This window comes from Vreelandella neptunia, assembly GCF_000712975.1.
Lineage (GTDB): Bacteria > Pseudomonadota > Gammaproteobacteria > Pseudomonadales > Halomonadaceae > Vreelandella > Vreelandella qaidamensis.
In genome coordinates this window covers 610,166-635,198 of the sequence record NZ_JHQL01000003.1, presented here as the reverse complement: position 1 = coordinate 635,198, position 25,033 = coordinate 610,166, and the positions used below count along the sequence as shown (strand labels likewise).

General features: G+C 50.7%; 22 protein-coding genes. 17 read left to right on the top strand and 5 right to left on the bottom strand.

From position 1 onward, the window contains the following. Positions 1–2: 2 nt before the first annotated feature. Genes rsxB through CR46_RS0110955 form a run of 7 tightly spaced genes read left to right on the top strand, consistent with a single transcriptional unit; the run spans position 3 to position 6,426 of the window. Entirely contained in the window at positions 3–605 is a 603-nt protein-coding gene (rsxB, locus tag CR46_RS0110985; protein ID WP_030072803.1) for an electron transport complex subunit RsxB, read from the top strand. Further along, positions 592–2,271 carry an electron transport complex subunit RsxC gene (gene rsxC / locus CR46_RS0110980; RefSeq protein ID WP_030072801.1) on the top strand — a complete coding sequence of 560 codons (1,680 nt, stop codon included), beginning with the start codon at positions 592–594 and terminating at the stop codon, positions 2,269–2,271. Before rsxB ends, rsxC begins: the two co-directional genes overlap by 14 nt. Continuing rightward, positions 2,268–3,317, top strand: a complete 1,050-nt coding sequence (locus CR46_RS0110975; protein ID WP_030072799.1) for an RnfABCDGE type electron transport complex subunit D — start codon at positions 2,268–2,270, stop codon at positions 3,315–3,317. Before rsxC ends, CR46_RS0110975 begins: the two co-directional genes overlap by 4 nt. Next, positions 3,314–3,973, top strand: coding sequence for an electron transport complex subunit RsxG (gene rsxG, locus CR46_RS0110970; protein ID WP_030072797.1), 660 nt, complete (start codon positions 3,314–3,316; stop codon positions 3,971–3,973). Before CR46_RS0110975 ends, rsxG begins: the two co-directional genes overlap by 4 nt. Next, complete coding sequence (locus CR46_RS0110965; RefSeq protein WP_030072795.1) at positions 3,970–4,671, top strand: electron transport complex subunit E; 702 nt, start codon at positions 3,970–3,972, stop codon at positions 4,669–4,671. Before rsxG ends, CR46_RS0110965 begins: the two co-directional genes overlap by 4 nt. 15 nt (positions 4,672–4,686) lie before the next feature. After that, the gene (gene nth / locus CR46_RS0110960; RefSeq protein ID WP_030072792.1) at positions 4,687–5,325 is read left to right on the top strand and encodes an endonuclease III; all 639 of its coding nucleotides are present in this window, start codon (positions 4,687–4,689) and stop codon (positions 5,323–5,325) included. Between the two features lie 30 nt (positions 5,326–5,355). Then, positions 5,356–6,426 carry a carboxysome shell carbonic anhydrase gene (locus CR46_RS0110955; protein WP_030072790.1) on the top strand — a complete coding sequence of 357 codons (1,071 nt, stop codon included), beginning with the start codon at positions 5,356–5,358 and terminating at the stop codon, positions 6,424–6,426. A 12-nt stretch (positions 6,427–6,438) separates the two neighbouring features. Here the strand turns inward: CR46_RS0110955 and CR46_RS0110950 are convergent, their stop codons facing one another. Then, complete coding sequence (locus tag CR46_RS0110950; protein WP_030072787.1) at positions 6,439–7,497, bottom strand: tRNA-queuosine alpha-mannosyltransferase domain-containing protein; 1,059 nt, start codon at positions 7,495–7,497, stop codon at positions 6,439–6,441. Between the two features lie 165 nt (positions 7,498–7,662). Here CR46_RS0110950 and CR46_RS0110945 point away from each other — a divergent pair, with 165 nt between their 5' ends. From CR46_RS0110945 to CR46_RS0110930, 4 genes are read left to right on the top strand one after another with little or no spacing between them, the layout of a single operon-like run. Next, on the top strand, positions 7,663–8,037 hold the full coding sequence (locus CR46_RS0110945; protein ID WP_030072786.1) for a response regulator transcription factor: 375 nt from the start codon (positions 7,663–7,665) through the stop codon (positions 8,035–8,037). Next, on the top strand, positions 8,034–10,094 hold the full coding sequence (locus CR46_RS0110940; RefSeq protein ID WP_030072784.1) for a 3'-5' exonuclease: 2,061 nt from the start codon (positions 8,034–8,036) through the stop codon (positions 10,092–10,094). Before CR46_RS0110945 ends, CR46_RS0110940 begins: the two co-directional genes overlap by 4 nt. Further along, entirely contained in the window at positions 10,091–10,294 is a 204-nt protein-coding gene (locus CR46_RS0110935; protein ID WP_030072782.1) for an Asp23/Gls24 family envelope stress response protein, read from the top strand. Before CR46_RS0110940 ends, CR46_RS0110935 begins: the two co-directional genes overlap by 4 nt. Positions 10,295–10,296: 2 nt before the next feature. Then, positions 10,297–13,053 (top strand): sensor histidine kinase, encoded by a 2,757-nt coding sequence (locus tag CR46_RS0110930; RefSeq protein ID WP_030072780.1) that lies wholly within the window; start codon positions 10,297–10,299, stop codon positions 13,051–13,053. 3 nt (positions 13,054–13,056) lie between these two features. Here the strand turns inward: CR46_RS0110930 and CR46_RS0110925 are convergent, their stop codons facing one another. From CR46_RS0110925 to CR46_RS0110915, 3 genes are read right to left on the bottom strand one after another with little or no spacing between them, the layout of a single operon-like run. Continuing rightward, complete coding sequence (locus tag CR46_RS0110925) at positions 13,057–14,184, bottom strand: DUF294 nucleotidyltransferase-like domain-containing protein (protein ID WP_030072778.1); 1,128 nt, start codon at positions 14,182–14,184, stop codon at positions 13,057–13,059. A 34-nt stretch (positions 14,185–14,218) separates the two neighbouring features. After that, entirely contained in the window at positions 14,219–14,545 is a 327-nt protein-coding gene (locus CR46_RS0110920) for an HlyU family transcriptional regulator (RefSeq protein WP_030072777.1), read from the bottom strand. A gap of 53 nt (positions 14,546–14,598) precedes the next feature. Further along, positions 14,599–15,819 (bottom strand): argininosuccinate synthase, encoded by a 1,221-nt coding sequence (locus tag CR46_RS0110915; RefSeq protein WP_030072775.1) that lies wholly within the window; start codon positions 15,817–15,819, stop codon positions 14,599–14,601. A gap of 209 nt (positions 15,820–16,028) precedes the next feature. Here CR46_RS0110915 and rnt point away from each other — a divergent pair, with 209 nt between their 5' ends. Together rnt and CR46_RS0110905 are read left to right on the top strand one after the other, a co-directional pair. Then, positions 16,029–16,697: a ribonuclease T gene (gene rnt, locus CR46_RS0110910; protein WP_030072773.1), complete on the top strand. Its 669-nt coding sequence runs from the start codon at positions 16,029–16,031 to the stop codon at positions 16,695–16,697. 205 nt (positions 16,698–16,902) lie between these two features. Beyond that, positions 16,903–18,162: a 6-phosphofructokinase gene (locus CR46_RS0110905; RefSeq protein ID WP_030072771.1), complete on the top strand. Its 1,260-nt coding sequence runs from the start codon at positions 16,903–16,905 to the stop codon at positions 18,160–18,162. Between the two features lie 88 nt (positions 18,163–18,250). On the opposite strand, the gene CR46_RS0110900 is transcribed toward CR46_RS0110905, so the two are convergent. Next, positions 18,251–19,966, bottom strand: coding sequence for a bifunctional protein-serine/threonine kinase/phosphatase (locus CR46_RS0110900; protein ID WP_030072769.1), 1,716 nt, complete (start codon positions 19,964–19,966; stop codon positions 18,251–18,253). 278 nt (positions 19,967–20,244) lie between these two features. Here CR46_RS0110900 and ppa point away from each other — a divergent pair, with 278 nt between their 5' ends. The 4 genes from ppa (at position 20,245) to accC (ending at position 25,021) form a co-directional block, all read left to right on the top strand. Then, entirely contained in the window at positions 20,245–20,775 is a 531-nt protein-coding gene (gene ppa / locus CR46_RS0110895; RefSeq protein ID WP_009724723.1) for an inorganic diphosphatase, read from the top strand. A gap of 233 nt (positions 20,776–21,008) precedes the next feature. After that, positions 21,009–22,892 (top strand): protein-disulfide reductase DsbD, encoded by a 1,884-nt coding sequence (dsbD, locus tag CR46_RS0110890; protein WP_030072767.1) that lies wholly within the window; start codon positions 21,009–21,011, stop codon positions 22,890–22,892. 296 nt (positions 22,893–23,188) lie between these two features. Continuing rightward, positions 23,189–23,650, top strand: a complete 462-nt coding sequence (gene accB, locus CR46_RS0110885; protein WP_030072766.1) for an acetyl-CoA carboxylase biotin carboxyl carrier protein — start codon at positions 23,189–23,191, stop codon at positions 23,648–23,650. Positions 23,651–23,680: 30 nt separating this feature from the next. Beyond that, the gene (accC, locus tag CR46_RS0110880; protein WP_030072764.1) at positions 23,681–25,021 is read left to right on the top strand and encodes an acetyl-CoA carboxylase biotin carboxylase subunit; all 1,341 of its coding nucleotides are present in this window, start codon (positions 23,681–23,683) and stop codon (positions 25,019–25,021) included. Positions 25,022–25,033 lie beyond the last annotated feature (12 nt).

The following is a 25,033-nucleotide window of genomic DNA, read 5'->3' as shown; positions in this document are numbered from 1 at the left end:
CCATGGGAGATATATTTTCTTGGTGGAGCATTCTCAGTGCAGTGGGTGTGTTGACCGGAATTGGAATAACGTTTGGAGCACTACTGGGTATGGCCAGTGTGCGCTTCAAAGGAGAAGATAATCCGTTAGTAGAGCAGATTGATGCACTATTACCACAAACCCAATGTGGCCAGTGCGGTTACCCAGGCTGTCGGCCGTATGCGGAAGCTATCAATCAGGGTGATGCGTTGAATAAGTGCCCGCCTGGCGGCGAAGCGACTATTCACGCATTAGCAGACTTATTAGGCCGAGAGCCTGTGCCACTAGATGGCGAAGCAGCTACTGAAGACACTGTCGCGTTTATTCGTGAAGCTGAATGCATTGGCTGTACTAAGTGCATTCAAGCATGCCCGGTGGATGCCATTATTGGCGCTGCAAAGCAAATGCATACGGTGATAGAAGATGAATGCACCGGCTGCGATTTGTGCGTTGCGCCCTGCCCCGTCGACTGTATTGATATGTTGCCTCGAAGCAAGCCTCTCAACCAATGGCAACCTGTGGTCACCATCGCACCTTTAATCGCCAGCGATCGACAGCCAACTAGGAGTCAGCATGCCAGCCTATAAATTCCCAGGTGGCATTACTCCGCCAGAACGTAAAGATCGCTCGAATCAATTACCGCTTCGAAACGCGATTCTGCCTACCCAAGTAACACTTCCGCTCAAACAACACTCAGGTAATTCTGCGATCCCCTGTGTTGATATCGGTGATGCAGTTCAGGTGGGTAGCCTAATTGCCGAGCGAAACGGCATGGTATCGGCCAACTTGCACGCCAGTATTAGCGGGACAGTGACTCAGATTAGTGATAACGCCATCACCATCGATGCTGATGGATTGGACCACTGGCAAGTGCTGCCCTCACTTGATTGGCGAGCCGATAACCACCAAACGATCATTGATCGGCTCGACAGCTGCGGCCTAGTAGGCCTTGGTGGTGCCGGCTTTCCCGCTTATATCAAAGCCCAAATAGCGGATCATCATCGGATTGATACACTCGTTGTTAATGCCGCCGAATGCGAGCCATATATCACAGCAGACGACTTGGCTCTTCGCCATTATCCAACCGAGATACTGGAAAGTGCGCAAATGGTCGCTAAGCTCTGCGGCGCCCGTCAGATTGTAGTGGGTATTGAAGATAATAAGCCCGAAGCGATCCATGGATTAAAAAAGGCACTCTCTCACTTTCAACCGCCTGACCACCAGCAATCAGTAGGCATAACCATCAAGGTCATCGAGACCCGTTATCCCAGCGGTGGTGAGCGCCAATTGATCAAGAAATTGCTCAACCTTGATGTACCCAGTGGCGGCCTTCCTGCCGATGTCGGTGTTCTCTGCCACAACCCCGGCACGCTGCTGGCAGCGCTATACGCAGTACGTGATGGTAAACCTTTAGTCGAGCGAATCGTCACCTTGACGGGAGACGCCATCAGAAAGCCAGGCAACTACTGGGTGCGCCTTGGCACATCTGTTGAAACGCTGCTTCAGCAGGTAGGAGTAGCAAACCAACAACTTCATCAAGTCATTGTGGGCGGCCCAATGATGGGGACACCTCTCCCAATACTTAATACGCCGGTGATCAAAACGACAAACTGTTTAATTGCTGCCACTCGTGAAGAGCTGCCCCCTCTTCCCGAGGAGTCTCCTTGTATTCGCTGTGGTGCTTGTGAAAGCGTGTGCCCGGTCCAGCTGCTTCCGCAACAGCTGCATTGGTATGCCCGTGCGGAGAACGACGATACATTGGAAAAGCTTCACTTATTTGACTGTATTGAGTGCGGTGCCTGCAGCTATGTTTGCCCAAGTTATATTCCATTAGTGCAGGATTATCGCTTAGCAAAACAGCGTATTCGCATTAAACGTATTGAGACCGCTAAAGCCGATCACGCTAAGCATCGATTTGAATTTCGTCAGGCTCGGCTGGCGCGCGAGGATGCAGAGAAGCAAGCTCGCCGCCAAGCCAGACAAGCACAAAGCCGTCAGACGTCAGATAGCTCAAAGGTAGCCGACAGTGCCACACCAGTGGTTGATTTGCGCAGTTTGCGCATTGCTCAGACCGCCGCTAAAGCAGCAGTGAGAAAAGCTGAAAAAACCCTCGCAAGGGCCGCAGCACAAGACCCAAGCCAGCGCCACGATGATTTAGAAACTCAACTGGCCACCGCCCAGGAAAATCTTAAGGCAGCTGATACTCGGCTGGCTGAAGCTCGCGCCACAATGGCACAACAGGAATCGCCATGAGCATGATGCACGCCTCGCAGCGAACGACTGAATCATTCAATACGATGCCACCCACCGCCTATTTAATGCGTTGGGTGATTGTCGCTACCGTGCCTGGACTTGGCGCGATGACGTTTTACTTCGGCCTGGGCATTATTAGCAATGTGCTTTTAGCCGCCCTGTTTGCACTCGGCGCAGAAGCGCTGGTGTTAAAACTGCGCCAGCGCCCGTTACGGCCTGCACTGAGAGATTCAAGTGCGTTATTAACCGGCGTACTGTTAGGTGCATCGCTACCACCTGCTAGCCCCTGGTGGCTCATAGGGATAGGTGTTATTACCGCTGTTGTAGTTGCTAAACAACTGTATGGCGGTCTAGGCCAGAATCCTTTCAACCCCGCTATGGTAGGCTATGCCCTGCTACTCATATCATTTCCCACTCACATGACGTTATGGTCACCTCCACAGCCTCTTATCTCCGACAATTTATGGGCCCAGATCAGCGGCATTTTACCGGCTTCCACGCTTGATGCGCTAAGTGGGGCTACGCCGCTAGATGCCTTTAAACATAAAGGTGAAACGGTGCTGGCTAGCGAATTTTGGGCTAGTCAACCGTTACCTGAAGGCGCATTGAACGCTTGGCGCAACGTAGCGCTGGCTTGGTTAGCAGGTGGGGTGTTGCTAATTGCGAAACGAATTATCAGCTGGCACATTCCTGTTTCAATGCTTGTTAGCATGGCAGTGCTTGCCACACTTTTTTATGCCAGCGACCCAAGCCACTTTGCTTCACCGCTGTTTCACCTAACCACAGGTGCAGCCATATTCGGGGCCTTTTTCATTGCCACTGATCCTGTTTCAGCAGCGACTAGCCGCCGAGGAAAACTTATTTTTGGCGCTGGGATTGGCGCGTTGGTCATGATTATTCGCACGTTTGGCGGCTACCCCGATGCAGTAGCATTTGCCGTTTTACTAATGAACTTATGTGTACCGCTACTGGATATTTATACCGTGCCACGCCCTACAGGCCAGCCTAAAGCACAGCAACATGCAAAGCACGGTGACTCAACATGACACCCCGCCAAGCCATGCTTCGCGGCGCTTTCGCCTTAGGAATGTTCTCTCTAGTCACCGCAGGCAGCGTTGCGTTGACTCGGGCGGTAACTGCCGAGCGTATCGATGATCATCAGCGAGCCTATCAACACCGCCAACTTCAGGAGGTATTACCAGCCATTTTGAAAGATATGGCGGTTCAAACGGTCTTAGACAGCGCATTTCAATTACCCAACCCAGAACAGCTGGGCCATCGCGAACCTCAATATGGGTGGCACGTTGAGCATGATCATCAGCAGGTCGTTATTCTGCCGGTCGTTACTCGTCAAGGGTACAATGGCGAAATTCGGCTACTGGTGGGCATTGATCAGCAGCAACGCATTACCGGTGTACGCGTTACCCAACACCAAGAAACGCCTGGGCTTGGCGATGACATTGAGCGCCAGCGAAGTGACTGGATAACCGAGTTTAATGGCTTGAGTTTAAACAGCCTGCCGCCGGGTGGATGGGCAGTACGTAAAGATGGCGGCCACTTTGACGCTTTTACAGGCGCCACCATTACGCCACGTGCAGTCGTCAACGCCGTCCAGCGTGCACTGAGCTATGTCACCGAACATGTCGCCGAAAACGCCGCTGAAACAGAACTCCCTATCACTTTTGAAGAGACCACCCAATGAGTCAGTGGCGCGAACTAGCCCGAAACGGTCTATGGTCGAATAATCCTGCTCTCGTACAGTTACTGGGGCTATGCCCCTTACTGGCCGTCAGTGGTAGCGTTGTCAATGCACTGGGGTTAGCATTCGCCACCCTGCTTGTCATGGTGGGCGCTAGCACTACTATTTCACTGATTCGCCATCAGGTTCCCAGCGCAGTAAGACTACCCGCCTTTGTCATGGTGATTGCTGCCTTTGTTACCTGTGCTGAGCTTTTAATGGCTGCATTTGCCTATTCGCTTTACCAAGTATTGGGAATTTTTATTCCGCTGATTGTCACTAATTGCGCCATTTTAGGCCGTGCTGATGCGTTCGCTTCCCGCCAGCCAGTATTACCGGCTGCCATCGATGGATTTATGATGGGCCTAGGATTCGGTGCCGTATTGGTTCTGCTAGGAGCTCTACGCGAGCTGCTTGGGCAAGGCACACTGTTTAGCGATATGACGCTGCTATTTGGGCCTATTGCCACCAACTGGCAAATCACGTTCGTAGATGATTATCAGTTTTTGTTTTTCGTGCTGCCTCCTGGGGCTTTTTTCGTTGCGGGGCTATTGATTGCGTTAAAGAATGTACTTGATCAACGCCGTAGCGCTCACGCGCAACCTGCTAAAACAGCGCCCCGAATAGAGCGTCGAGTACGTGTTACCGGCACTATCAAATAACCAAGAGAGCATCCTATGAATGCCCAAAAGCGTCATGAAATTTTTGCTCGTCTACAGGCAGAGAATCCGCATCCCACGACTGAGCTAAACTGGAGCACGCCGTTTGAACTGTTGGCCGCTGTGCTGCTATCTGCTCAAGCGACAGACGTAGGTGTTAATAAGGCCACTGACAAGCTCTTCCCTGTGGCCAATACGCCCCAAGGAATTATTGATCTAGGTATCGATAGGCTAAAGAGTTACATTAAAACCATCGGACTATTTAACACGAAAGCCGAAAACCTGATGAAAACCTGTCACTTGCTGGTCAATCAACATGATGGCGAGGTGCCACAAACACGTCAGGCGCTGGAAGCCTTACCGGGTGTAGGAAGAAAGACCGCCAATGTGATTCTCAATACTGCCTTTGGTCAACCCACCATTGCCGTGGACACGCATATTTTTCGAGTTTCTAACCGCACGGGTATCGCCAAAGGCAAAGATGTCGTTGAGGTTGAGCAAAAGCTACTGCGTCATATTCCTAGTGCTTTTAAACAGGATGCTCACCACTGGCTGATTCTGCATGGGCGCTATACCTGCATTGCCCGCAAGCCACGCTGCGGTAGCTGTATTATTGAAGACTTATGCGACTATAAAGATAAAACCGAACTTGCCTAAGGGCGCTGGTTGTTAACACGAGATAACAAGATGCCAACCCCAGCCAAGCTTCTTCATGACCAGCCCATTGCCCAACGTATTGATGCGCTATTGGATCTCTCCAAACAGCACGCTGAGCATTTTTGTAGCCCTGGTGCGTGGCTGGCACGGCAACGTTACAGGGCACAGCACCCTACCTCAATCGTCGTGATGAAGTGCATGGATGGTCGTATTCATATTCCACACGCCACCCGCACTCCTCTGGGCATTATTACTCCATTTAGGAACTTAGGGGGTATTTTTGATTTAGGCTGGCCCTATTTAGGGGAACTGCTAACCGATGCTGTCATAGACGCTGCAAGCGTGGGTCACGCTACCCTCATGCTGATTACCTACCACTTTTCAAGCGGCCATCAGGCCCGCGGCTGTGCAGGGTTTGATTGTGACACTGAAGCCGCCAAAGCCCATGCCTACGCAATCGCTAAACAGGCAGGCCAGCTATTCGGCAATGACTATCAGCAGGTTTATCCGTTAGTGTGTGGCTTTGAGACCGACAGCGATGCGCTGATTATTCACGGCCACCATAATGAAGTACTTGATATACGCGACTGGCGAAACCAGCCTGTTGAAGACTTAGCCGTAGCGCTTGCCAGTGTATGTCCCGATATGCCTAAAGAAATCCAACGGGATTTACTGCCATTACTTAAGGGTAACCTAGCGCATATCTCTGATTTGCAGAGTGCTGAGCGGGTATTGGATATTGAACATCGCGAATGGGTGATTTGCATAGGTCGTGGGTTTGACTTTCTACACCTTCCCAACACCGCGCTAATTATTGGCCCTTACGGCCCCAATTTAGCGGAACCTATTGGCACTGCCGCCGCCATCATTGATGCGAACATGCGCGCAGGGAGAATCCCTGACGATGGCTTTATGCTGCTTGCCTCAACGCCCTATCAGCATAGCGGCGTGGATCGGGCACGCGCCGAGCTGAAATCGCGCTTTTTATCCGACTTCGCCGAACACGTTATTCAGCGCGAACACCCTGCTCTGGCTAAAAAAATGCGCCGCCATACGGCGGTAGTACACTGGCCCACTAGGCGATTGGATTCACTAACGTGAGTCTCAAGTGGTTCAATGCTCCATCAACAACGCACGATAAGCGCCACGCCATTCAGGCCACTGCCATTGCTCGGTAGCCAACAGTGATGGTTGGCTAACGGGGTCGATTAGCCACGCGCGCAACCGCTGATAAAGCCCCTCTTGCGTACCATCAAAACGATACTCATTCGGGTACAGCTCAGGGAAACACAGCCTGTCAGGCACCAGCGGAATCGCGCCCCGCTGGGCGGCTTCCATAATGGCTAGCCCTTGGAACTCGTGCCAGGTAGTGGAGATCACAATGCCACCGCCCATTAGCAATGCTCGGTACTCCGCTTCTGGCTGTGGCCCCCAGCAAATCGTGTGCGCCGTCAAGCGCTCTTCTGCCTCAGCAAAAATGGCGGGGACATCCCTAAAGCGCTGGCCTAGCACTGCTAGTTCAAAAGGCACCTGCTGCTCAATCAGCTTGAACAGCACGGCAAAAAAATCCTCAGGATTTTTATCGTACTCCCAGCGATGATTCCAAATAATGCGTCGTGGGTGGGTGTTAGCGTGGGGAGTCTCACCCAGCGGCATGATTGGCACGGGCAATACTTTTGCCTGCTGGCGTAAGCGCTCTAACGGTTTGGCTGCTGGCAGGTTTTCAGGCAATTTTTTTAAAAACTGCCGCGCGCCGTCGAAAAAAGAATCACGGTTGTAGGTGGTATTAAACACCAACGTATCCGCCGCCAAAGCCGCGTACAAATTAACCATTTTGGCCTCTACTTGGGAAATTTGATCGCTAGATTCTGGATAGGCAAACTGGTTTTCATGGAAGTAAATAATCTTTCTAGCTCGTCCTAAGTGGGGAAATAAGCCAACGAGCGTGGCAATATCCACCATCGAAGTAGCTAGCACAACCTCATAAGATTCACTAAGGGTTTCGTACTCTTTTAACCACCAACTCAATGGATTACCACGAATTCGCCATGAAAAGTGACGTGGCGGCAAGCTAAGTAGTGTCCACGACACATCATCGACTTCGGCCATCAAGCTTTGTGCCCAATAGCGATGACTAACAGCCTCATAAGCAGACAACAATAAAACGCGCATAAACACCTTACTTAAAAGTCCATTAAGCTTGAATTCAGCTAAGCAAAAGCAGCCGGTTGCTACGGTACTTTGCGAGCATTCGGCCAAGGTCGTCTTGGCCTAACCTGCCGCGCTACATACACTCTAATTAAATACCTAACAACGACACCTTTGGGGAGGGGCATCATGGCCAAAGTACTCGTGGTCGACGACGAGCCCAACATTGTACTGTCTCTGGAATTTTTAATGGAGCAGGCAGGCTTTCAAGTCGTCACTGCTTATGATGGCGAGGCCGCACTTGAACGCATCAATGATTCAGCCCCTGACCTGCTGCTGCTTGATATCAGCCTGCCAGGCATCAGCGGTTTTGATGTACTCGAACACCTTCGCCATTCAGAAGCGACTGCCCAACTGCCCGTTATTATGCTGACAGCACATGGGCGAGATATTGAACGCGAGAAAGGCCTGGCGCTAGGGGCTGATGACTACATCACCAAGCCTTTTTCGACCCAGTCGTTAATAGAGAAAGTTAAATCACTGCTAAAGGGTAACTCGCAATGACCCGTGACGGGCTCCCTAAACGTCAGCGACTCATTGGCCTGTGGCTGTTACTAAGTGGTATCAGCCTACTGGGGGGCGCTATTTTTGCTGCCTGGCTGGATGCTCAGCTTTCGCCTACGGGCATTACCCGGGTAGCACTCTGGCTGGGCAGTTTTTCCGGCGGTGCAACGATATTTTTAGTTGGCCTGCTACTAGAACGCATGCTGTTCACTCCCCTGCGTCATTTACAGGTACAGCTGGCCAGATTAGTAGCTAACCCAGATGCCCGTGATGAGCACCCGCCCGAGGGTTGGCTGAAAGGGCTTGGGCCTGACCTGCGCAGAGTGCGTGAAAGTTGGCGCGTTGACCGCAACCAACTGGCTACCGCTCACGCAGATGGTGCACGCAGTGCCGCCAAAATTCGTCGTGAATTAGAAACGCTACTGCAAGTACTCGAAACCCCCTTGTTACTATGTGACCACCATCGCCGTTTAATGCTATTCAATCAGGCTGCGGAAGACTTTTTCGTCGATAACACGGCGTTAGGCTTGGGTAAACGCCTAGAAGCGCTACTGCCCGTTGCCAGCCTGCAACAAGCTCTTAGCCAGCTACCAGCGGATGGTTCACCTCGCGAGCTGCTTGCTCCCTGTGATAACCGCTGGTTAAAAGTTGTGTTACGCCGTGTGCCAGGCAGTGACGGCGAAACACTGCTAACGTTTAGCGATGCGACTGCATCCTGGTCAAATGAAATGGGGGTTAGAGCGGAACTTGCTACTAAGCTCCCCCTCTTACGCCAACATACGGCAAGCCTAACCAGCGCTGCGGATGCACTGATACAGCTGCGCCATAATGGCTCGGATAACCCTACATTACGCCAACGGTTTGAACAGGTGATTCAAGAAGAGAGTGCCACTCTGGGGAATAATGTTGGTCAAATCGGGCAGCTATTGGACGATTTACAACATCAAGGTGAACGCCTGACCCCCATGTGGTCGAATGATTTCTGGCAAGCTTTAGATGAACGCTTAGATCCAGCACACCGGCTAATCACCCCCGTCGGTATGCCTGCATGGTTTAAAGGCGACGCACCGGCACTAATTGTTCTTTTTGATTCCTTAGTGAAGCATCTTAATTCTCATCTTCCGGTTAGCCATTTTGAAGGTGAAATATGCCTTGGTAACAAGCGAGTTTATTTGGACTTAATTTGGCAAGGCAGCCCCTTACCAGAGCATGAGCTAGCGAAATGGCGGCGTCAGCCTCTGCCGTCGCTACCGCTTAATCCGCTGGTATCTGATGTGTTGCGCCAACATGCCAGCGATATTTGGAGCCTGGCTGACGATGATGCTGTTCATGCGCGCCTGCGTCTGCCGCTACCAGCCATGGATCGCGTTGGGGCACCACGAGAAACAGCACCTCCGCGCCCAGAGTTCCATGACTTCGGCATTGCTGACCTGCCTCCACCCGATGAAGAATTGGCTAACCGCACGTTACGTAGTCTTGAGGTAGTTGCATTTGATACCGAAACCACCGGCCTTGAGCTGCGCCGAGGGGATACGGTGATTAGTCTAGGGGCTTGTCGGGTGGTTAACGCACGTCTACTAGCCAGTGAAGTCTTTGATCAAAAAGTAGATCCAAAACGTCCCATACCTCCTAACAGTACGGCGATACACGGTTTAACTGATGCTGATGTAGCCGGTGCACCGCCCCTTGACATTGTTCTAACGCGCTTTCGAGATTACGTCGGTGAAGCGGTTCTATTAGCGCATAATGCCGCGTTTGATATGCTCGCCATTACTAACAAGGGGGTTGTATTTGATCTGCCTGTCATTGATACCTTATTGATATCAAGAGCATTAGACGAAGCATTAGATGGGCATGATTTAGATACGTTGGCCCAACGATACGACCTTACGTTTCCACCTGGCACTCGCCACACGGCGCTTGGGGACGCCCGTGTAACCGCTGAATTATGGCTAGCGTTGTTACCCCGGCTTGAAGCACGTGGCGTGGACACGTTAGAGCAGTTGCTAGCTCTGCAGGCCAATGCATTTGATCGCCAGGATGCCAGCGCCTCATGAAACAACCAGGCTCACGCAAACTAGAGCGTCTAATCGCGCTATTCGCAGTAGCTATCTTACTGTTCAGCCCCCCGCTGATTATCATGGTTGACCAGCTCTCCTCTTTGCGTATGAGCTGGCTGCCGCTTTATCTCTTTATTGCTTGGGGCACAGTGATTGGCCTCACCGCATGGTTAATGGAACAACGGTCGGGTCGCTGATCATGCGCACAGATGCAGTTATCCTAGGAACAGCATTTGGCTATTTAGCGCTGCTATTTGTAGTCGCTGCCTGGGGTGATCGTCGTGCCGAGCAAGGTCGATCATTAATTGGCTCACCTACGGTATATGCGCTATCAATTGCAGTGTACTGCACTGCCTGGACGTTCTACGGAAGCGTAGGACGCGCAGCTGAGCATGGTCCCAGTTTCCTGCTTATTTATCTTGGGCCCACGCTGGCGATGCTCCTCGCCCCTGTCGTCATTCGTAAAATGGTCCGCATTGCCGCCCGCCAGCGTATTACCTCCATCGCTGACTTTATTAGTGCTCGCTATGGCAAGAGCACCAGCTTAGGCGCTCTTGTCGCTCTGATGGCGCTTATTTGTATAACGCCTTACATTGCCCTGCAGTTAAAAGCGATCACCGTTAGCCATGCGGTGCTAGTCAACTACCCCAATACAGCGGATACCACGCTAGTGGATGAGCGTTTCTGGCTGGATAAATCGCTTTGGGTCGCTTTAGTACTTGCGGTATTTATTATTCTCTTCGGCACTCGCCATCTCGATGCAAGTGAGCGGCATGAGGGAATGGTCGCTGCCATTGCCTTAGAATCACTGGTGAAGCTAATTGCGTTCATGGCCGTCGGCATTTTTGTAGTATTTGTGCTGTATGAAGGCCCCAGTGCATTATTTACCAGCGTTGCTACGATGCCTGACGTGGCAGAAAAAATGGGGCTAAGCAGTGTGCCAGGCGGCGCCACTGGCTGGGTCGGAATGCTAATCCTGGCCTTTTTAGCTTTTTTAACCCTGCCTCGTCAGTTCCAGGTGTTGGTGGTCGAAAATGTCGATGAACAGCATTTAGCCAGAGCGAGCTGGTTATTTCCGCTTTATATGCTGCTTATCAACCTGTTTGTTATTCCTATCGCCTTTGCTGGCCTTATGTTGGGTGCTAGCGCGGGTGATTCTGATAGCTTTGTGCTAACCCTGCCCCTGTCTGCAGGGCTTGAAGGGTTACCCTTACTGGTATTTATCGGCGGTCTGTCAGCCGCCACTGGCATGGTGATTGTTGAAACAATTGCACTTTCTACCATGGTGAGTAATCAACTCGTCATGCCCTTACTACTTAGAACACAACGCCTTCACCTGAGCACGTCCGGCGAGCTGGCAGGCTGGCTGTTGGGTATTCGCCGCATTGCTATTGTGCTGATTCTGCTGCTTGGCTATCTGTATCACGCGCTGATCGGGGACTCCTACAGTCTTGTTACTATCGGGCTTGTCTCGTTTGCGGGAGTGGCTCAATTCGCTCCTGCCCTGTTAATTGGCCTTTACTGGCGTAGCGCGACTCGTCAAGGGGCCACCGCTGGCTTAATTGCAGGCTTTTTAGTCTGGTGCTATACCTTACTGCTGCCAGGCTTTGCTCAATCTGGCTGGTTAGATGCAAGCTTTCTTACACAGGGGCCGTGGGGCATTTCATGGCTAATGCCTTACCGCCTATTTGGTCTGGAAGATTGGGATATTTATTCACACGCCCTGCTATGGAGCATGCTAGCGAATGTCGGTTTGCTGATTGGCGTGTCACTTTTTACCCGCCCTACGCCTCTCGAACAAACCCAAGCCGCCCTTTTCACTGAGGCGCTACACCCTAACTTGCAAACGACTTCTCTATGGAAGGGACAGACAACCCAAGGTGCCTTGAAAGAATTACTTATTCGCTATCTTGGTAACCAAGTCACACAACGCGTGTTTAATCAAAGCATAAATAAAAACGACTATCGCTCAGACGAACCAGCAACAGCCGATCTAATTACCCGTTCAGAGCAGGCGCTTGCAGGCTCTCTTGGCAGTGCATCAGCGCGCGTACTGATCAACTCAGTGGTCCGTGGAGAAGCACTAGACCTTGAGTCGATTTTAAGTATTTTAGACACCACCTCTCAAACTCTAGAATACAATCGTCGGCTCGAGCAAAAATCTCAAGAACTCTTAGCAGTGAGTGACGAGCTACGCAGTGCCAATGAGCAGCTACGCGAGCTAGATCGCTTGAAAGATGAGTTTGTCGCCATGGTGAGTCATGAGCTGCGAACTCCGCTAACGTCAATACGGGCCTTTGCTGAAATATTACGCGATAGCGAACAACTACCTGATGAAAAACGCCAACATTTTCTGGGGGTTATTGTCCATGAGAGTCAGCGCCTTTCGCGTCTGATCGAGGAAATTCTTGACCTGGCGCGTTTAGAGAGCGGTCGCTTGACGCTTCACCCTGTCACCCTTGACCTGGCTGCCCTAGCGAGGCAAAGCATCGATGCAGTTGCCCGCTTACATGAAGATCGAGGTATTACCCTTGATATCAGTTTAGAGGCTGACCCTGCCATGGTGGTCGGTGACCAGGACCGCTTGGAGCAAGTCATTATTAATTTGCTGGATAACGCCAGTAAATTTGCCGACCGACAGCAACCTCAAGTGCGGCTGGCACTTTATCGGCACCGTAATCATTTTCGATTAAGCGTTGAAGATAACGGGCCGGGTATCAGCGCTGACGAACGTGAGCGCGTGTTTGAGAAATTTCATCAAATACAGCAAAGCGGTGAGACTCCGCGCGGACGACCCAAAGGTAGCGGGCTAGGCTTACCTATTAGTCGCGGTATTATTGCTCACCTTGGTGGAAGACTTTGGGTGGAAGACGCTAAAACTCTCGGTGGTGCCTGCTTAACCCTAGAACTGCCAGCAGCGCCCAGCGAGTCTACTCCGCAAACAGCCCCGGAATAATCGCTATAAACGCTTTACCTGATTAACAAACGCCTTGATCTGCTGCAAATCAAACTTCAGTAGTAGTCGTTCATCATCACGAAGACGACGCAGATCCACCCAGCCGTCGGCTGTCTGCCCGTGCGACTTATTATGGCGTTGTTGCTCTAGAAGCAAGTGCTGCATCCGATTAAAAGCAGCTAACAGTAAGGCAGATTGCTCCTTCGTCAATGCACGAGTGAAATGGGCGAGTGCCGTTAGCCGTTCACGTGTGCCTATCTCACTTCGCTGGTAGCGAACACAGAGTAAACGGGCAGCGCTAATTAAGGGCATCAATCCTTGGTGCTTAAGATCGATTGCTTGGTCATAAGGAGCAGCTAATCCAGGATGTGAGGCAATGCGTCCAAACCGATCAAGCGCTACCGGCAACTCATCTAGCAATGCCACCATTTCATTCATAAACAAGGGGGCGCTTGAGAGAGTTGAACGCACCTGCTGGCCTAACGCTTCAGCAAGCTCAGCATTCCCTGCCACAGGATAAAAATCGAGCCATATATTGGTTTGCTGCACTCGCTTAACCTGTCGGTCAGCACTCCAAATTTCAAATTGTTGCTGCCATTCGCTCAAGCGCTTGCGCCACATTGGCCAACGCGCCATGACATGACCACGGCAAAGGGGAATGCCTGCTGCATCAAGATGCTGTGTAAAACGTTCACCTAGCGCCTGAAAATAACCATCAACTTCAACATGTCGAGCGTCAGGGTAGTCGTCAATAATCAGCGCATTGTCTTGATCAGGACCCAATAAGCTTTCAAAGCGAGCCGCCGAACCAAGCGTGAGCACACAAAAATCTACTGGCGGCTTCCCCCATCCTTGCGCCTGCATCTCATCCAGTGCCATTGCAATCGATTGGCGATAAAGCCAAGCGATGTGGTCACTAATGAGTTCGCTAATACGCCAAGCAGGCAAGTCATAACGCACTAGCGTCTCAACAAAAGAGAGCTGTGCGGCATAGGCGTCAGATAAGGATGGACTGAAGATAGTGGCATTCGCGCGAAAATCGCGAAGTGAAGCAGTTAGCGCCGATGTATCCAATAAGCCATCATGACTAACTAAGGAGCGCCAAGGTGAAGCCCGGTATACGATGCGCATACGCTACTCCTTAACGAAACGTAAAGCAGACTGGCTAGGCTTCGCTAGCGTTACGAGGATCCGGTGCAAACATCTCCTCACCCACCTCGTCAATAAAGCGCTGCGCCTTAGCAATCATCATCGCATCGCAAGCGTCTCGACCCGGCAGCATATCAGAACGTTCGAAGCGATGTTCATGGGTTACCCCCTCGCTATCTATCTTACGAATCCAGCCACTCACCCGAAATTGTCCACTCTGATTATCAGGCTGAGACACAATTAAATAATCTTTATATTCAACCGGCTCAGCTGCTTTGGTGTTTCCTTCCGTGACATCCTTATCGGCGCCACCCAACAGGCCAGAAAATAGTTTTTTAAACATTCGCTCTCCCTCAACGTAAAAGCGGCCAGGATAGACCTGACCGCTTAACATGCTTAGCTCTGTTGACGACCTTTACCGGCAGCAATCCGCAGACGCAATGCGTTCAGCTTGATAAAGCCTTCTGCGTCTTTTTGATCGTAGGCACCTGCATCATCTTCAAACGTTGCAATCGACTCATCAAACAACGACTGTTCAGACTTGCGTCCCACAACCGTTGCATTGCCTTTATAGAGCTTCATGCGCACAACGCCCGCGACGTTTTTCTGTGTTTCATCGATCGCCGCTTGCAGCATACGACGCTCGGGGCTCCACCAATAACCGTTATAGATCACTTCTGCATACTTGGGCATTAGCTGATCTTTCAGGTGCGCTTCTTCACGGTCAAGGGTCAGCGACTCAATGGCGCGGTGAGCGCGAAGCATTATTGTGCCACCAGGCGTTTCGTAACAACCACGTGACTTCATACCGACATAGCGGTTTTCAACGATATCTAGACGGCCAATACCGTTATCGCCACCCAGCTTGTTGAGCTTTTCCAGCACTTCATGAGGCTTGAGCGCTTCGCCGTCGATGGCCACAATATCGCCATTCTCAAACGTCAGCTCTACGTAAGTCGGCTGCTCAGGTGCGGCTTCAGGAGAAACGCTCCAACGCCACATATCTTCTTCTGCTTCGGCCCATGGATCTTCCAAAATGCCGCCTTCATAAGAAATATGCAGCAGGTTGGCATCCATAGAGTACGGAGATTTTTTCTTTTTATTAGAAAAATCAACAGGAATTTTGTGCTCTTCACAGTAGGCCATCAACTTCTCACGAGAAGTCAAATCCCACAAACGCCAAGGAGCAATAACCTTTACGCCAGGTTTGAGCGCGTAGCCACCCAATTCAAAACGAACCTGATCATTACCTTTGCCCGTTGCACCGTGAGAAATGGCATCAGCGCCCGTCTCATTAGCAATTTCAATCAAGCGCTTGGCAATTAAAGGGCGCGCAATAGACGTACCTAGTAAGTACTCGCCTTCATAAATGGTGTTCGCCCGAAACATGGGGAAAACATAGTCACGAACAAACTCTTCGCGAAGGTCTTCAATATAGATCTCTTTAACACCCAGTGCTTGAGCCTTGGCGCGTGCGGGCTCGACTTCTTCACCTTGACCGATGTCGGCTGTAAAGGTCACTACCTCGCAGTTGTAGGTCTCTTGCAACCACTTAACGATAACGGATGTGTCCAGGCCGCCTGAATACGCCAGCACAACCTTTTTGACATCGGACATTCTTTGCTCCTTGTTTATGAAAAGTAGTTCACCAAACAACACCGCGCTGGGCGCAGTGCAATAACATAAACTACGAGTATAGCGCTCTCGATGCTCAGCGAATACCGTCAACGACGCCTCAGGGGTAAAGCTGCTAGAATCATACCCAGCAAAGGGGTTGCTTAAACCGCTTATTCTGACTAATTACTCGCTTTACTAAGGAGAGCTGCATGAGCGAGGCATTTGCCCGCGAATTGATGGCACAACGTTTTCGCAGTTATCTGCCGGTTGTCATCGATTTAGAAACGGGAGGGTTTAACGCCCAAAGTGACGCAGTACTTGAAATTGCCGCGGTGACGCTCACTATGGATCCTGACGGTAATTTATTACCTGACGCCACTTATGCGTACCATATTCACCCGTTTGAAGGCGCAAACGTTGAACAGTCTGCCCTCGATTTCACAGGCATTAATCTTGACGATCCACTGCGTCGTCAAGTGGCGCTAAGTGAATCTGAAGCGCTAGGTGAAATTTTTCGCCCTATCAGAAAATCAATCAAAGCACACGGCTGCTCACGGGCAATACTTGTTGGTCATAATGCCGCCTTTGATCAGGGTTTTCTCAACGCGGCAGCGAATCGCTGTAACGTAAAACGCAACCCATTCCACCCTTTTTCCAGCTTTGATACTGCAACCTTGGCGGGCTTTGTATACGGTCAAACCGTACTTGCTCGTGCGTGCCGTGCAGCAGGTATTGAATTTGATAACAAATCTGCCCACTCCGCCCGCTATGATACCGAACGCACAGCTGAACTCTTTTGTGCCATGGTTAACCGCTATAAAGACTTAGGCGGGTGGCGATTAGCCCAGCAGGAGCAAGAGCTGGACGATACCGAGTAGCATGCTACCAAGATGCACCTGCAGTGGCTTTGCGCTAAACTTCGCGGCAGCTACATGTTATGCGGTGTACGCAGTTAATTTGTAAACGCGTGTCTGAAAGACACGCGTTTCAACACGCACCACGATCACTACAAGCAAAGGAAAGTCATTTTCCTTTGCTTGAATACTGTTTTAACTACCCGTTTTCAGGAGATGAGACGTTTCCATGGCCCAGCATAATGCCTTTTACGCCCAGTCCGGTGGCGTTACCGCCGTCATCAATGCCAGCGCCTGCGGCGTTATCGAAGCTTGCAGGCAAGCGCCCGACCAGATTGGCAAGGTCTATGCCGGTCATAACGGCATTATCGGTGCCTTGACAGAAGATCTCATCGATGTGACCCAAGAGAGCGATGAATCCATCGCTGCCTTGCGCCATACACCTGGCGGTGCGTTTGGCTCCTGCCGTTATAAGTTGAAAGATATTGATACTCACCGTGCCCAATATGAGCGCTTGATCGAGGTCTTTAAAGCCCACGATATTCGTTACTTCTTTTATAATGGCGGCGGCGATAGTGCAGACACCTGCCTTAAAGTGTCCCAACTTTCAGAAAAGCTAGGCTACCCGTTAACAGCAATCCATGTACCGAAAACTGTTGATAATGACCTGCCTATTACCGATAACAGCCCCGGGTTTGGTAGCGTTGCCAAATATATTGCTACCTCTACACTTGAAGCTTCGCTAGATATTGCGTCCATGTGTGCCACATCTACTAAGGTATTCGTCCTTGAAGTGATGGGTCGTCATGCTGGCTGGATTGCAGCGGCGGGCGGTTTAGCGGGAGAAAGTGAAGGCGAGCCACCACACTTGATTATCTTCCCTGAGGTCTCTTTTGATCGGAAAGCGGTCATGGCCCGCGTTGAAGAGTGCGTCCAGAAGTATGGTTATTGTGTCATCGTTGTTTCTGAAGGTGCGCGCTATGAAGATGGCACCTTCCTTGCTGATGCGGGCAATACCGATGCCTTTGGCCACCGCCAACTAGGTGGCGTGGCACCAACGCTTGCGGGCATGGTGAAGCAAGACCTTGGTTATAAGTACCACTGGGCAGTGGCCGATTATTTGCAGCGTGCGGCGCGGCACCTAGCGTCTAAAACCGACGTTGAGCAAGCCTATGCCGTAGGCCGCGAGGCAGTCACCTTAGCGCTTGCTGGCAAAAATGCCATGATGCCCGCCATACGCCGTATTTCACAGTCTCCCTATCAGTGGGATGTGATCTCGGCCCCGCTGTCACAAGTGGCTAACCAAGAAAAGTTCATGCCGCGGGATTTTATCAGCGAAAACGGCTTTGCAATTACGCCTGCTTGCCGAGACTACCTCTCTCCGCTTATTCAGGGTGAAGATTTCCCACCGTTCGAAAATGGCCTACCCAAAGTAGCTAAACTGAAGCTTGCAAAAGTGGAACGAAAGCTGCCTACCTTCACGCTATAAGCGTTTAGCGTGTTGTAAAAACGCGGCGATGAAATTATTCATCGCCGCGTTTTTAATGGCTGTCGTTTAGTAATTGAACAACCTTTATTTACCGCAGTAGCCAGGAAAGCACCAGAAGCAGAAGAAGAATACCTGCCACGCCCTGCCAAAAACGCCTTGATTCTTGTCGCGGCTCCTCGCGGCTAGGCGCTCGTCCTAGGGGCACTTTTAATGCGTGTAGAAATTCAGACAATCTTCTATAGCGCAACGCACGCTGGGGATCCAACGCACGCCGCAGTGCATCGTCAAGTTCAGGCGATATCTCTGGATTCGTCGTGCGGGCACTGCGGTAGCTGAGCTCTTCGAGGTCGGTGTGGCTGCGCAGCCGATTAGGGGTTAACGTATAGGGCAACGCCCCCGTCAATAACCAGTAGACCGTTGATGCCAGTGAGTACTGGTCACTACGTCGCCCAACGCTATCACCCAGTGCGTATTCAGGAGCGGTGTGCTCATTAAAGCCAATTTGACGAAGTAACTCGCCAGAGTGACGGTGCCCATCTACCTCGCGCATATGACAGGCGCTGAAATCAGCTAATACCAGTTTGCCATGGGTATCAATTAATACGTTATCAGGGGTGATCTGTTGATGAATAATATCCCTGTTGTGTAATGCTTTAACTGCTTTACCTAGTTGATTGGCAATCTCTAAACGCTGAACCAAGCTAGCTTGCGGATGCCTTTCTGCCCACTGCCTTAACGTTTCACCTTCAATGTGCTGCATTAAGTAATATAAGTAACGTCGTGGTCGCGACGACTCCATCACCTTGACGACAAAGGGTGAGTTTACCCGCTCGACTACCCACTGCTGGAGTAGAAAGTGCTCTAGATAAGCATTACGAAGTGATAGCTCAGGGCTTGGAGCTTTCATCACCATTTCACGTTCTGAATAGACATCACGGACGCGATAAACTCTAGATTGCGCGTTTCGCGATAGTACGGCCAGTATTTCAAGCCCATCAAACCGCTCTCCTGGTGACAGCTCTGGGGGTATAGGCAGATCACCATAGATAAGCCCTGGGTGGTCTTCTGACTCTTCCGGTAGCTCATCAATACGCAGCAGTTGGAAGCAAAACTGATCGCCACCATATCCCCTGTCTTGCGCGCGCTGCTTTGCTTCGCTTGCCAAACATTCACAGGCAGTATCTAGATCACTGGCATTTTGACGAATAAGACGCACGTAATCCGATGGCATCAAAGTGCCACGCACACCCTGGGTAGTGAAAACGAAAAAATCGCCCTGTTTAAGTGGTAGGTGGGTATAGTCGATATCCACACTACCATCCATTCCTAAAGCGCGAGATGGATAACGATAGCCGCCAACATCAGTAATATGGTCGCGGGTAAGCTGTTCAAATTCAGCCCCCCGCAAGCGGAATACTAATGTGTCCCCCATATGAAAAAGATGCGCTTCACGCTCACGAAATACCATTGCTGATAGCGAAGAAACGAAACTTCCTTCTTTAACATGCTGGCTTTGGCTATAGCACCAGCTGTTAAGAGCCCTAAGCACTCGGGTAGCCGACGTTTTCGTATCCCAGTGATCAGGCGTAGAGTAATAATCAGCCAAAAAACCCCGTACGCTTAAATCACCCGCCTGCTTGGCCATGGTGTTACGGGAAATCGAGTCACTAATAACCGCACAGCCCCCTTTTACTTTCAATAGAGGCGCATCAGGCAGCCGTACCGACATAGAACTACGGTGCAAACGCCGATTAGGGGCCACAAAGGCTTGACCATAACTGATTAGTAACTGGGCGTGCGCCAACTCATCCTCCTAGGCTTTAGGCTCTTCATGGGAACCACACAGCGGTTATGATACACGCTGAACAATAGAAACGATGCCCGCCAAACGTCGCGAAGGTGAAAAACGAGGGGTATTTTGAAATTAACAACCATTGTTAGTGGCACACACCTATGTCGCATTGGTAATCCACTAGCCAACTTCGTATAATTCTTCGCATTAATGCAATGCATCAACTGCTATGCATCAACTGCTTAGTGATCGCACTACATAAGCACATAAGCCAAGCCAAGGAATAGACGATGAACTTCGATAACATCCCCGCTGGAAAGGATCTGCCCAACGACATTTACGTGGCGATCGAAATTCCCGCTAATCACGCGCCGATTAAGTATGAAATCGACAAAGACATGGGCGCTCTTCTAGTTGACCGCTTCATGGCGACCCCCATGTTCTATCCGGCTAACTACGGCTTCATCCCCCACACCCTGGCCGATGATGGTGACCCATTGGACGCGCTGGTTGTCACCCCGCACCCGGTAGCTCCTGGTAGCATTATCCGTGCTCGCCCTGTTGGCATTTTGAACATGACCGACGAAGCAGGCGAAGACGCAAAATTGGTCTGTGTCCCTCACCCCAAATTGAGCACTCTGTACGATGACGTTCAAGAAGTGACAGACCTTCCTGAACTGCTGCGTCAGCAGATCGCTCACTTTTTCGAGAACTATAAAGATCTCGAAAAAGGCAAATGGGTAAAAGTAGAATCTTGGGAAGGTGTTGAAGCAGCACGCAAAGCAATTGAAAAATCAGTCGCAGCTTACCAAAAAGCGTAACCGACTGGGTTAGGCCATGAAGCCAATCCCCAGTCACTATCATCCCCAGTCACTATCAAAGGCTGCCTACGGGCAGCCTTTTCTATTATTAGCCGTTAAAATTCTAAAAGTTACGTTTTAACATTAACGCAGCATGAACAAGCGCGTCACGTCACCGCAGCATCTACGCTGCTATCTTCAGGTAGGATATGCTATTTCAACATTTCCCCGATACGTCTGCGTAAGGATACTTCGTGTTGTCTTTTAAGCGTTTAAGCCTGTTACTTTTACTCTGCTGGCTCCCCCTGCTAGCCCATGCCCAATGGTTTTCTTCTTCCAGTAATCAAAGCGAATTTTTGCCGGTTTTGGAAGCATTCCAGCCCGCTGCTTGGCATGATGGCAACGCCGTTTATATTGGTATCGATATTGCTGACGACTATTATTTGTACCGCCACCAATTTAGCGTTAGCAGCAAAACGGAAGCCGTGACGCTGAATAATCCCCGGCTTCCTGAAGGGACGTTTACCAATGATGAATTTATGGGTGATGTCTATATTTTTCGTGACAAACTAGTCTTTGAAACTCCATTTTCACCCTCCTACAGTGGCCCAATTGATATTGAATTGACGTTCCAGGGTTGCGCTGATGCAGGGCTTTGTTATCCCCCAGAAACCATTTTGCTTGAAGCATCAGAGTCGTCACCCCCTAACGCCTTTGCAGACTGGTCGGCTGAAGACCAAGCTTTATCCACGGAGCAACAAAGCAACAATTCGCAACCATCTAAACAAGCCGCCGAGGTAAATGACAGCCCTGAATTTTCAGCGCCGCAAAGCGAAGACAGCCGCTTTAGCGCGTTACTTAGCGATACCAGCCTGCCTCTCGCATTAGGGTTATTTTTTATCGCTGGTTTGGGGCTAACGTTTACACCCTGCGTGCTACCGATGATCCCCATTTTATCGTCTATTGTGGTTGGGCAAAAACCAACCAAGCCTCGTGCGTTTGTACTCTCGGCTAGCTATGTTTTGGGCATGGCGTCAACCTATGCGCTAGTCGGTGTTTTAATGGGTCTGTTTGGCGCAGGCTTAAATATTCAGGCTCATCTGCAATCAGCACCGGTGCTGATTACCTTTGCTGTTCTCTTCAGCTTATTTGCCTTAGCTATGTTTGGGGCGTTTGATTTACGGGTTTCACCACGCCTAGCGTCTAAAGTTGATGGCTGGCAAGCACGTGCCCAGCAAAGTGGCCCTGCAGGCTTAGCCATCGCAGGTGCACTATCAGTATTAGTAGTTTCCCCTTGTGTAACAGCTCCGCTTGCAGGTGCCTTGGTATTTATTTCCTCAACGGGAGACGCCGCTATGGGGGGCGCAGTTTTATTTGCGTTAGGTTTAGGCATGGGGGTACCACTACTATTGGTTGGCACCTTTGGAGCAACGTTGCTACCCCGCTCCGGCGCTTGGATGAACGGGGTCAAAATTGCTTTCGGATTACTGCTATTGGGCGTTGCCATTTGGATGATTGAGCGTCTAGTTCCACCATCGCTAGCACTATTACTCTGGGCTGGGCTGGCGATAGGCAGCGCGCTGGTGCTGGGGGCTTTAAATATGAATCAACCCCAAGGCTGGCCTAAAGCACGACAAACGTTAGGATTGATGTTACTGGCATGGGGCGTTGCTCTTGTCATTGGCGCTGCCCAGGGCGGCAGCAACCCACTGCGCCCCTTGTCGGTATCAAGTTCCTCAACGGTCAGTGGAGCGTCGCAGGCAACACTCGCTTTTCAGAAAGTTGATGAACTGAGTGCGCTAGAAACGGCACTCTCTGAAGCCGCGAACGCCCAACAACCTGTCTTTGTCAACTTCACGGCTGATTGGTGCATCTCTTGTAAATTGATGGAACGTGATGTCTTTCCTGATCCAAACGTAGTCGCCGCACTGAACGATTTTCACCTAATTGAGGTCGATGTTACGAATACAGATGCTCAAAGTCGGGAACTGCTCAACCGGTTCAACTTATTTGGGCCTCCAAGCTTACTTTTTTTTAGCCAAGGTGAAGAAGTCCGTGATGCACGTATTCAAGGTGAAATTACAGCTGCAGGGTTGACGCAACATCTGCAAACGTTACGGCGCTGGCAGCAAGGCTGACCAGATGCCTATAGCAGCCTTGTGTCGCGATCTTCGTCAAACGGTTGTTTAAACAGCGATGAACAAGCATCTATTAGCCGCGACTAGACATGCCCGTACTTTTTCGGCAAACTTCGCAGCCATATTAGCTAAAATCCTCATTTTTTAGGACTTAGCACCGGGTAACGTTCAACATCGTGCAGCGTTCTCTGCATTTTCAATCAAGGTTTACTGCGCTAGAGCAGCGGCCAATGCTTGTTGGCAACACACGCCTTACAGCATTGCGATTAACTTTCATCACATTTGGGGCGACAGGTATGGATATTCGTAAAGTCAAAAAATTGATTGAGCTTCTCGAAGAATCAAATATTAGTGAGATTGAAATTCAGGAAGGTGAAGAATCTGTCCGGATCAGCCGCCACCCTAATGGTGCAACATGGCAGCCACAAGCCATGCCTCAGTATAATATGCCTCCTATGCAACAGGCACCTGCTCCGGCGACTGCTCCTGCAGCTAACGCAGAGCCACAAGGTGTAAGCTACCAAGGTGAAGCCGTTAACTCACCGATGGTAGGTACGTTCTACCGTAGTCCAGCTCCGGGCGCGAAATCGTTTGTGGAAGTGGGCGATACAGTTAAGCAAGGCGATACGGTATGTATCGTTGAAGCAATGAAAATGATGAACCAAATTGAAGCCGATCGCGACGGCGTGGTTGAGGCCATCCTAGTGGAAGACGGCGAGCCGGTAGAGTTCGATCAGCCTATGATCGTCATCGCTTAATCTTTCAAATCAACACGGGTGGATACTCCCATGCTGGACAAGGTACTTATCGCAAACCGCGGCGAGATTGCCCTTCGCATTCTTCGGGCCTGCAAAGAGCTAGGGATTAAAACCGTTGCGGTTCACTCCAAAGCTGACCGTGAGTTAATGCATGTTCGCTTAGCCGACGAGGCGGTATGTATTGGCCCGGCCTCCTCAGCTCAGTCGTACTTAAACATTCCGGCCTTAATCAGCGCTGCCGAAGTGACGGATTCTAGCGCTATTCATCCTGGCTATGGTTTTCTTTCAGAAAACGCTAATTTTGCAGAACAGGTGGAGCGCTCTGGCTTTACCTTTATTGGCCCACGTGCGGAAACCATTCGCTTAATGGGGGATAAAGTTAGCGCCATTGAAGCAATGAAGATAGCTGGCGTTCCTACCGTGCCTGGTTCGGATGGTCCGTTAGGAGATGATGATGCCACTAACCTAGCCACTGCACGCCGCATTGGTTATCCGGTTATTATCAAAGCCGCTGCCGGTGGTGGTGGCCGCGGCATGCGGGTAGTGCACACGGAAGGTCATCTGCTTTCAGCCATTACGGTTACTCGGACAGAGGCGCATTCAGCGTTTGGCGACGGCACGGTTTACATGGAAAAATTCCTTGAAAAACCCCGCCATGTAGAAGTCCAGGTACTCGCTGATGGCCAAGGCAATGCTATCCATCTTTATGATCGTGACTGCTCGTTGCAGCGTCGTCACCAAAAGGTATTGGAAGAAGCGCCTGCCCCTGGTATTGACCCAGAAGCGCGTGCGAAGGTATTAGAAGCCTGTCGCCAAGCGTGTCTCGAAATTAACTATCGTGGCGCGGGCACTTTTGAATTTCTTTATGAAGACGGCGACTTCTTCTTTATAGAGATGAACACACGTGTACAGGTAGAACACCCGGTTACCGAGATGGTAACCGGTGTTGATATTGTCAAAGAGCAGCTGCGCATCGCCTCCGGCTTACCGCTATCTATTCGTCAGGAAGACGTAAAAATTAGCGGCCATGCCTTTGAGTGCAGGATCAACGCAGAAGACGCACGTACGTTCATGCCTTCTCCGGGCAAAGTCACACTGTTCCATGCACCAGGTGGTCTTGGAGTGCGTATGGATTCTCACCTATACACTGGCTACACCGTACCGCCACATTACGACTCACTTATCGGCAAGCTGATTACCTGGGGGGCAGACCGAGAGATTGCGCTGACGCGCATGCGCAATGCCCTAGATGAGCTTCTAGTCGAGGGGATCAAAACCAACATTGATCTGCAAAAAGACTTGGTGAGGGACAGTTATTTCCGCCAAGGCGGTGTCAATATCCACTATCTTGAAAAGAAACTCAGTAGCTAATATCAGAAATTA

Coding starts and splice junctions, on each gene's coding strand:
- rsxB (WP_030072803.1), top strand. CDS start 3: ATGGGAGATATATTTTCTTGGTGGAGCATTCTCAGTGCAGTGGGTGTG.
- rsxC (WP_030072801.1), top strand. CDS start 592: ATGCCAGCCTATAAATTCCCAGGTGGCATTACTCCGCCAGAACGTAAA.
- CR46_RS0110975 (WP_030072799.1), top strand. CDS start 2,268: ATGAGCATGATGCACGCCTCGCAGCGAACGACTGAATCATTCAATACG.
- rsxG (WP_030072797.1), top strand. CDS start 3,314: ATGACACCCCGCCAAGCCATGCTTCGCGGCGCTTTCGCCTTAGGAATG.
- CR46_RS0110965 (WP_030072795.1), top strand. CDS start 3,970: ATGAGTCAGTGGCGCGAACTAGCCCGAAACGGTCTATGGTCGAATAAT.
- nth (WP_030072792.1), top strand. CDS start 4,687: ATGAATGCCCAAAAGCGTCATGAAATTTTTGCTCGTCTACAGGCAGAG.
- CR46_RS0110955 (WP_030072790.1), top strand. CDS start 5,356: ATGCCAACCCCAGCCAAGCTTCTTCATGACCAGCCCATTGCCCAACGT.
- CR46_RS0110950 (WP_030072787.1), bottom strand. CDS start 7,497: ATGCGCGTTTTATTGTTGTCTGCTTATGAGGCTGTTAGTCATCGCTAT.
- CR46_RS0110945 (WP_030072786.1), top strand. CDS start 7,663: ATGGCCAAAGTACTCGTGGTCGACGACGAGCCCAACATTGTACTGTCT.
- CR46_RS0110940 (WP_030072784.1), top strand. CDS start 8,034: ATGACCCGTGACGGGCTCCCTAAACGTCAGCGACTCATTGGCCTGTGG.
- CR46_RS0110935 (WP_030072782.1), top strand. CDS start 10,091: ATGAAACAACCAGGCTCACGCAAACTAGAGCGTCTAATCGCGCTATTC.
- CR46_RS0110930 (WP_030072780.1), top strand. CDS start 10,297: ATGCGCACAGATGCAGTTATCCTAGGAACAGCATTTGGCTATTTAGCG.
- CR46_RS0110925 (WP_030072778.1), bottom strand. CDS start 14,184: ATGCGCATCGTATACCGGGCTTCACCTTGGCGCTCCTTAGTTAGTCAT.
- CR46_RS0110920 (WP_030072777.1), bottom strand. CDS start 14,545: ATGTTTAAAAAACTATTTTCTGGCCTGTTGGGTGGCGCCGATAAGGAT.
- CR46_RS0110915 (WP_030072775.1), bottom strand. CDS start 15,819: ATGTCCGATGTCAAAAAGGTTGTGCTGGCGTATTCAGGCGGCCTGGAC.
- rnt (WP_030072773.1), top strand. CDS start 16,029: ATGAGCGAGGCATTTGCCCGCGAATTGATGGCACAACGTTTTCGCAGT.
- CR46_RS0110905 (WP_030072771.1), top strand. CDS start 16,903: ATGGCCCAGCATAATGCCTTTTACGCCCAGTCCGGTGGCGTTACCGCC.
- ppa (WP_009724723.1), top strand. CDS start 20,245: ATGAACTTCGATAACATCCCCGCTGGAAAGGATCTGCCCAACGACATT.
- accB (WP_030072766.1), top strand. CDS start 23,189: ATGGATATTCGTAAAGTCAAAAAATTGATTGAGCTTCTCGAAGAATCA.
- accC (WP_030072764.1), top strand. CDS start 23,681: ATGCTGGACAAGGTACTTATCGCAAACCGCGGCGAGATTGCCCTTCGC.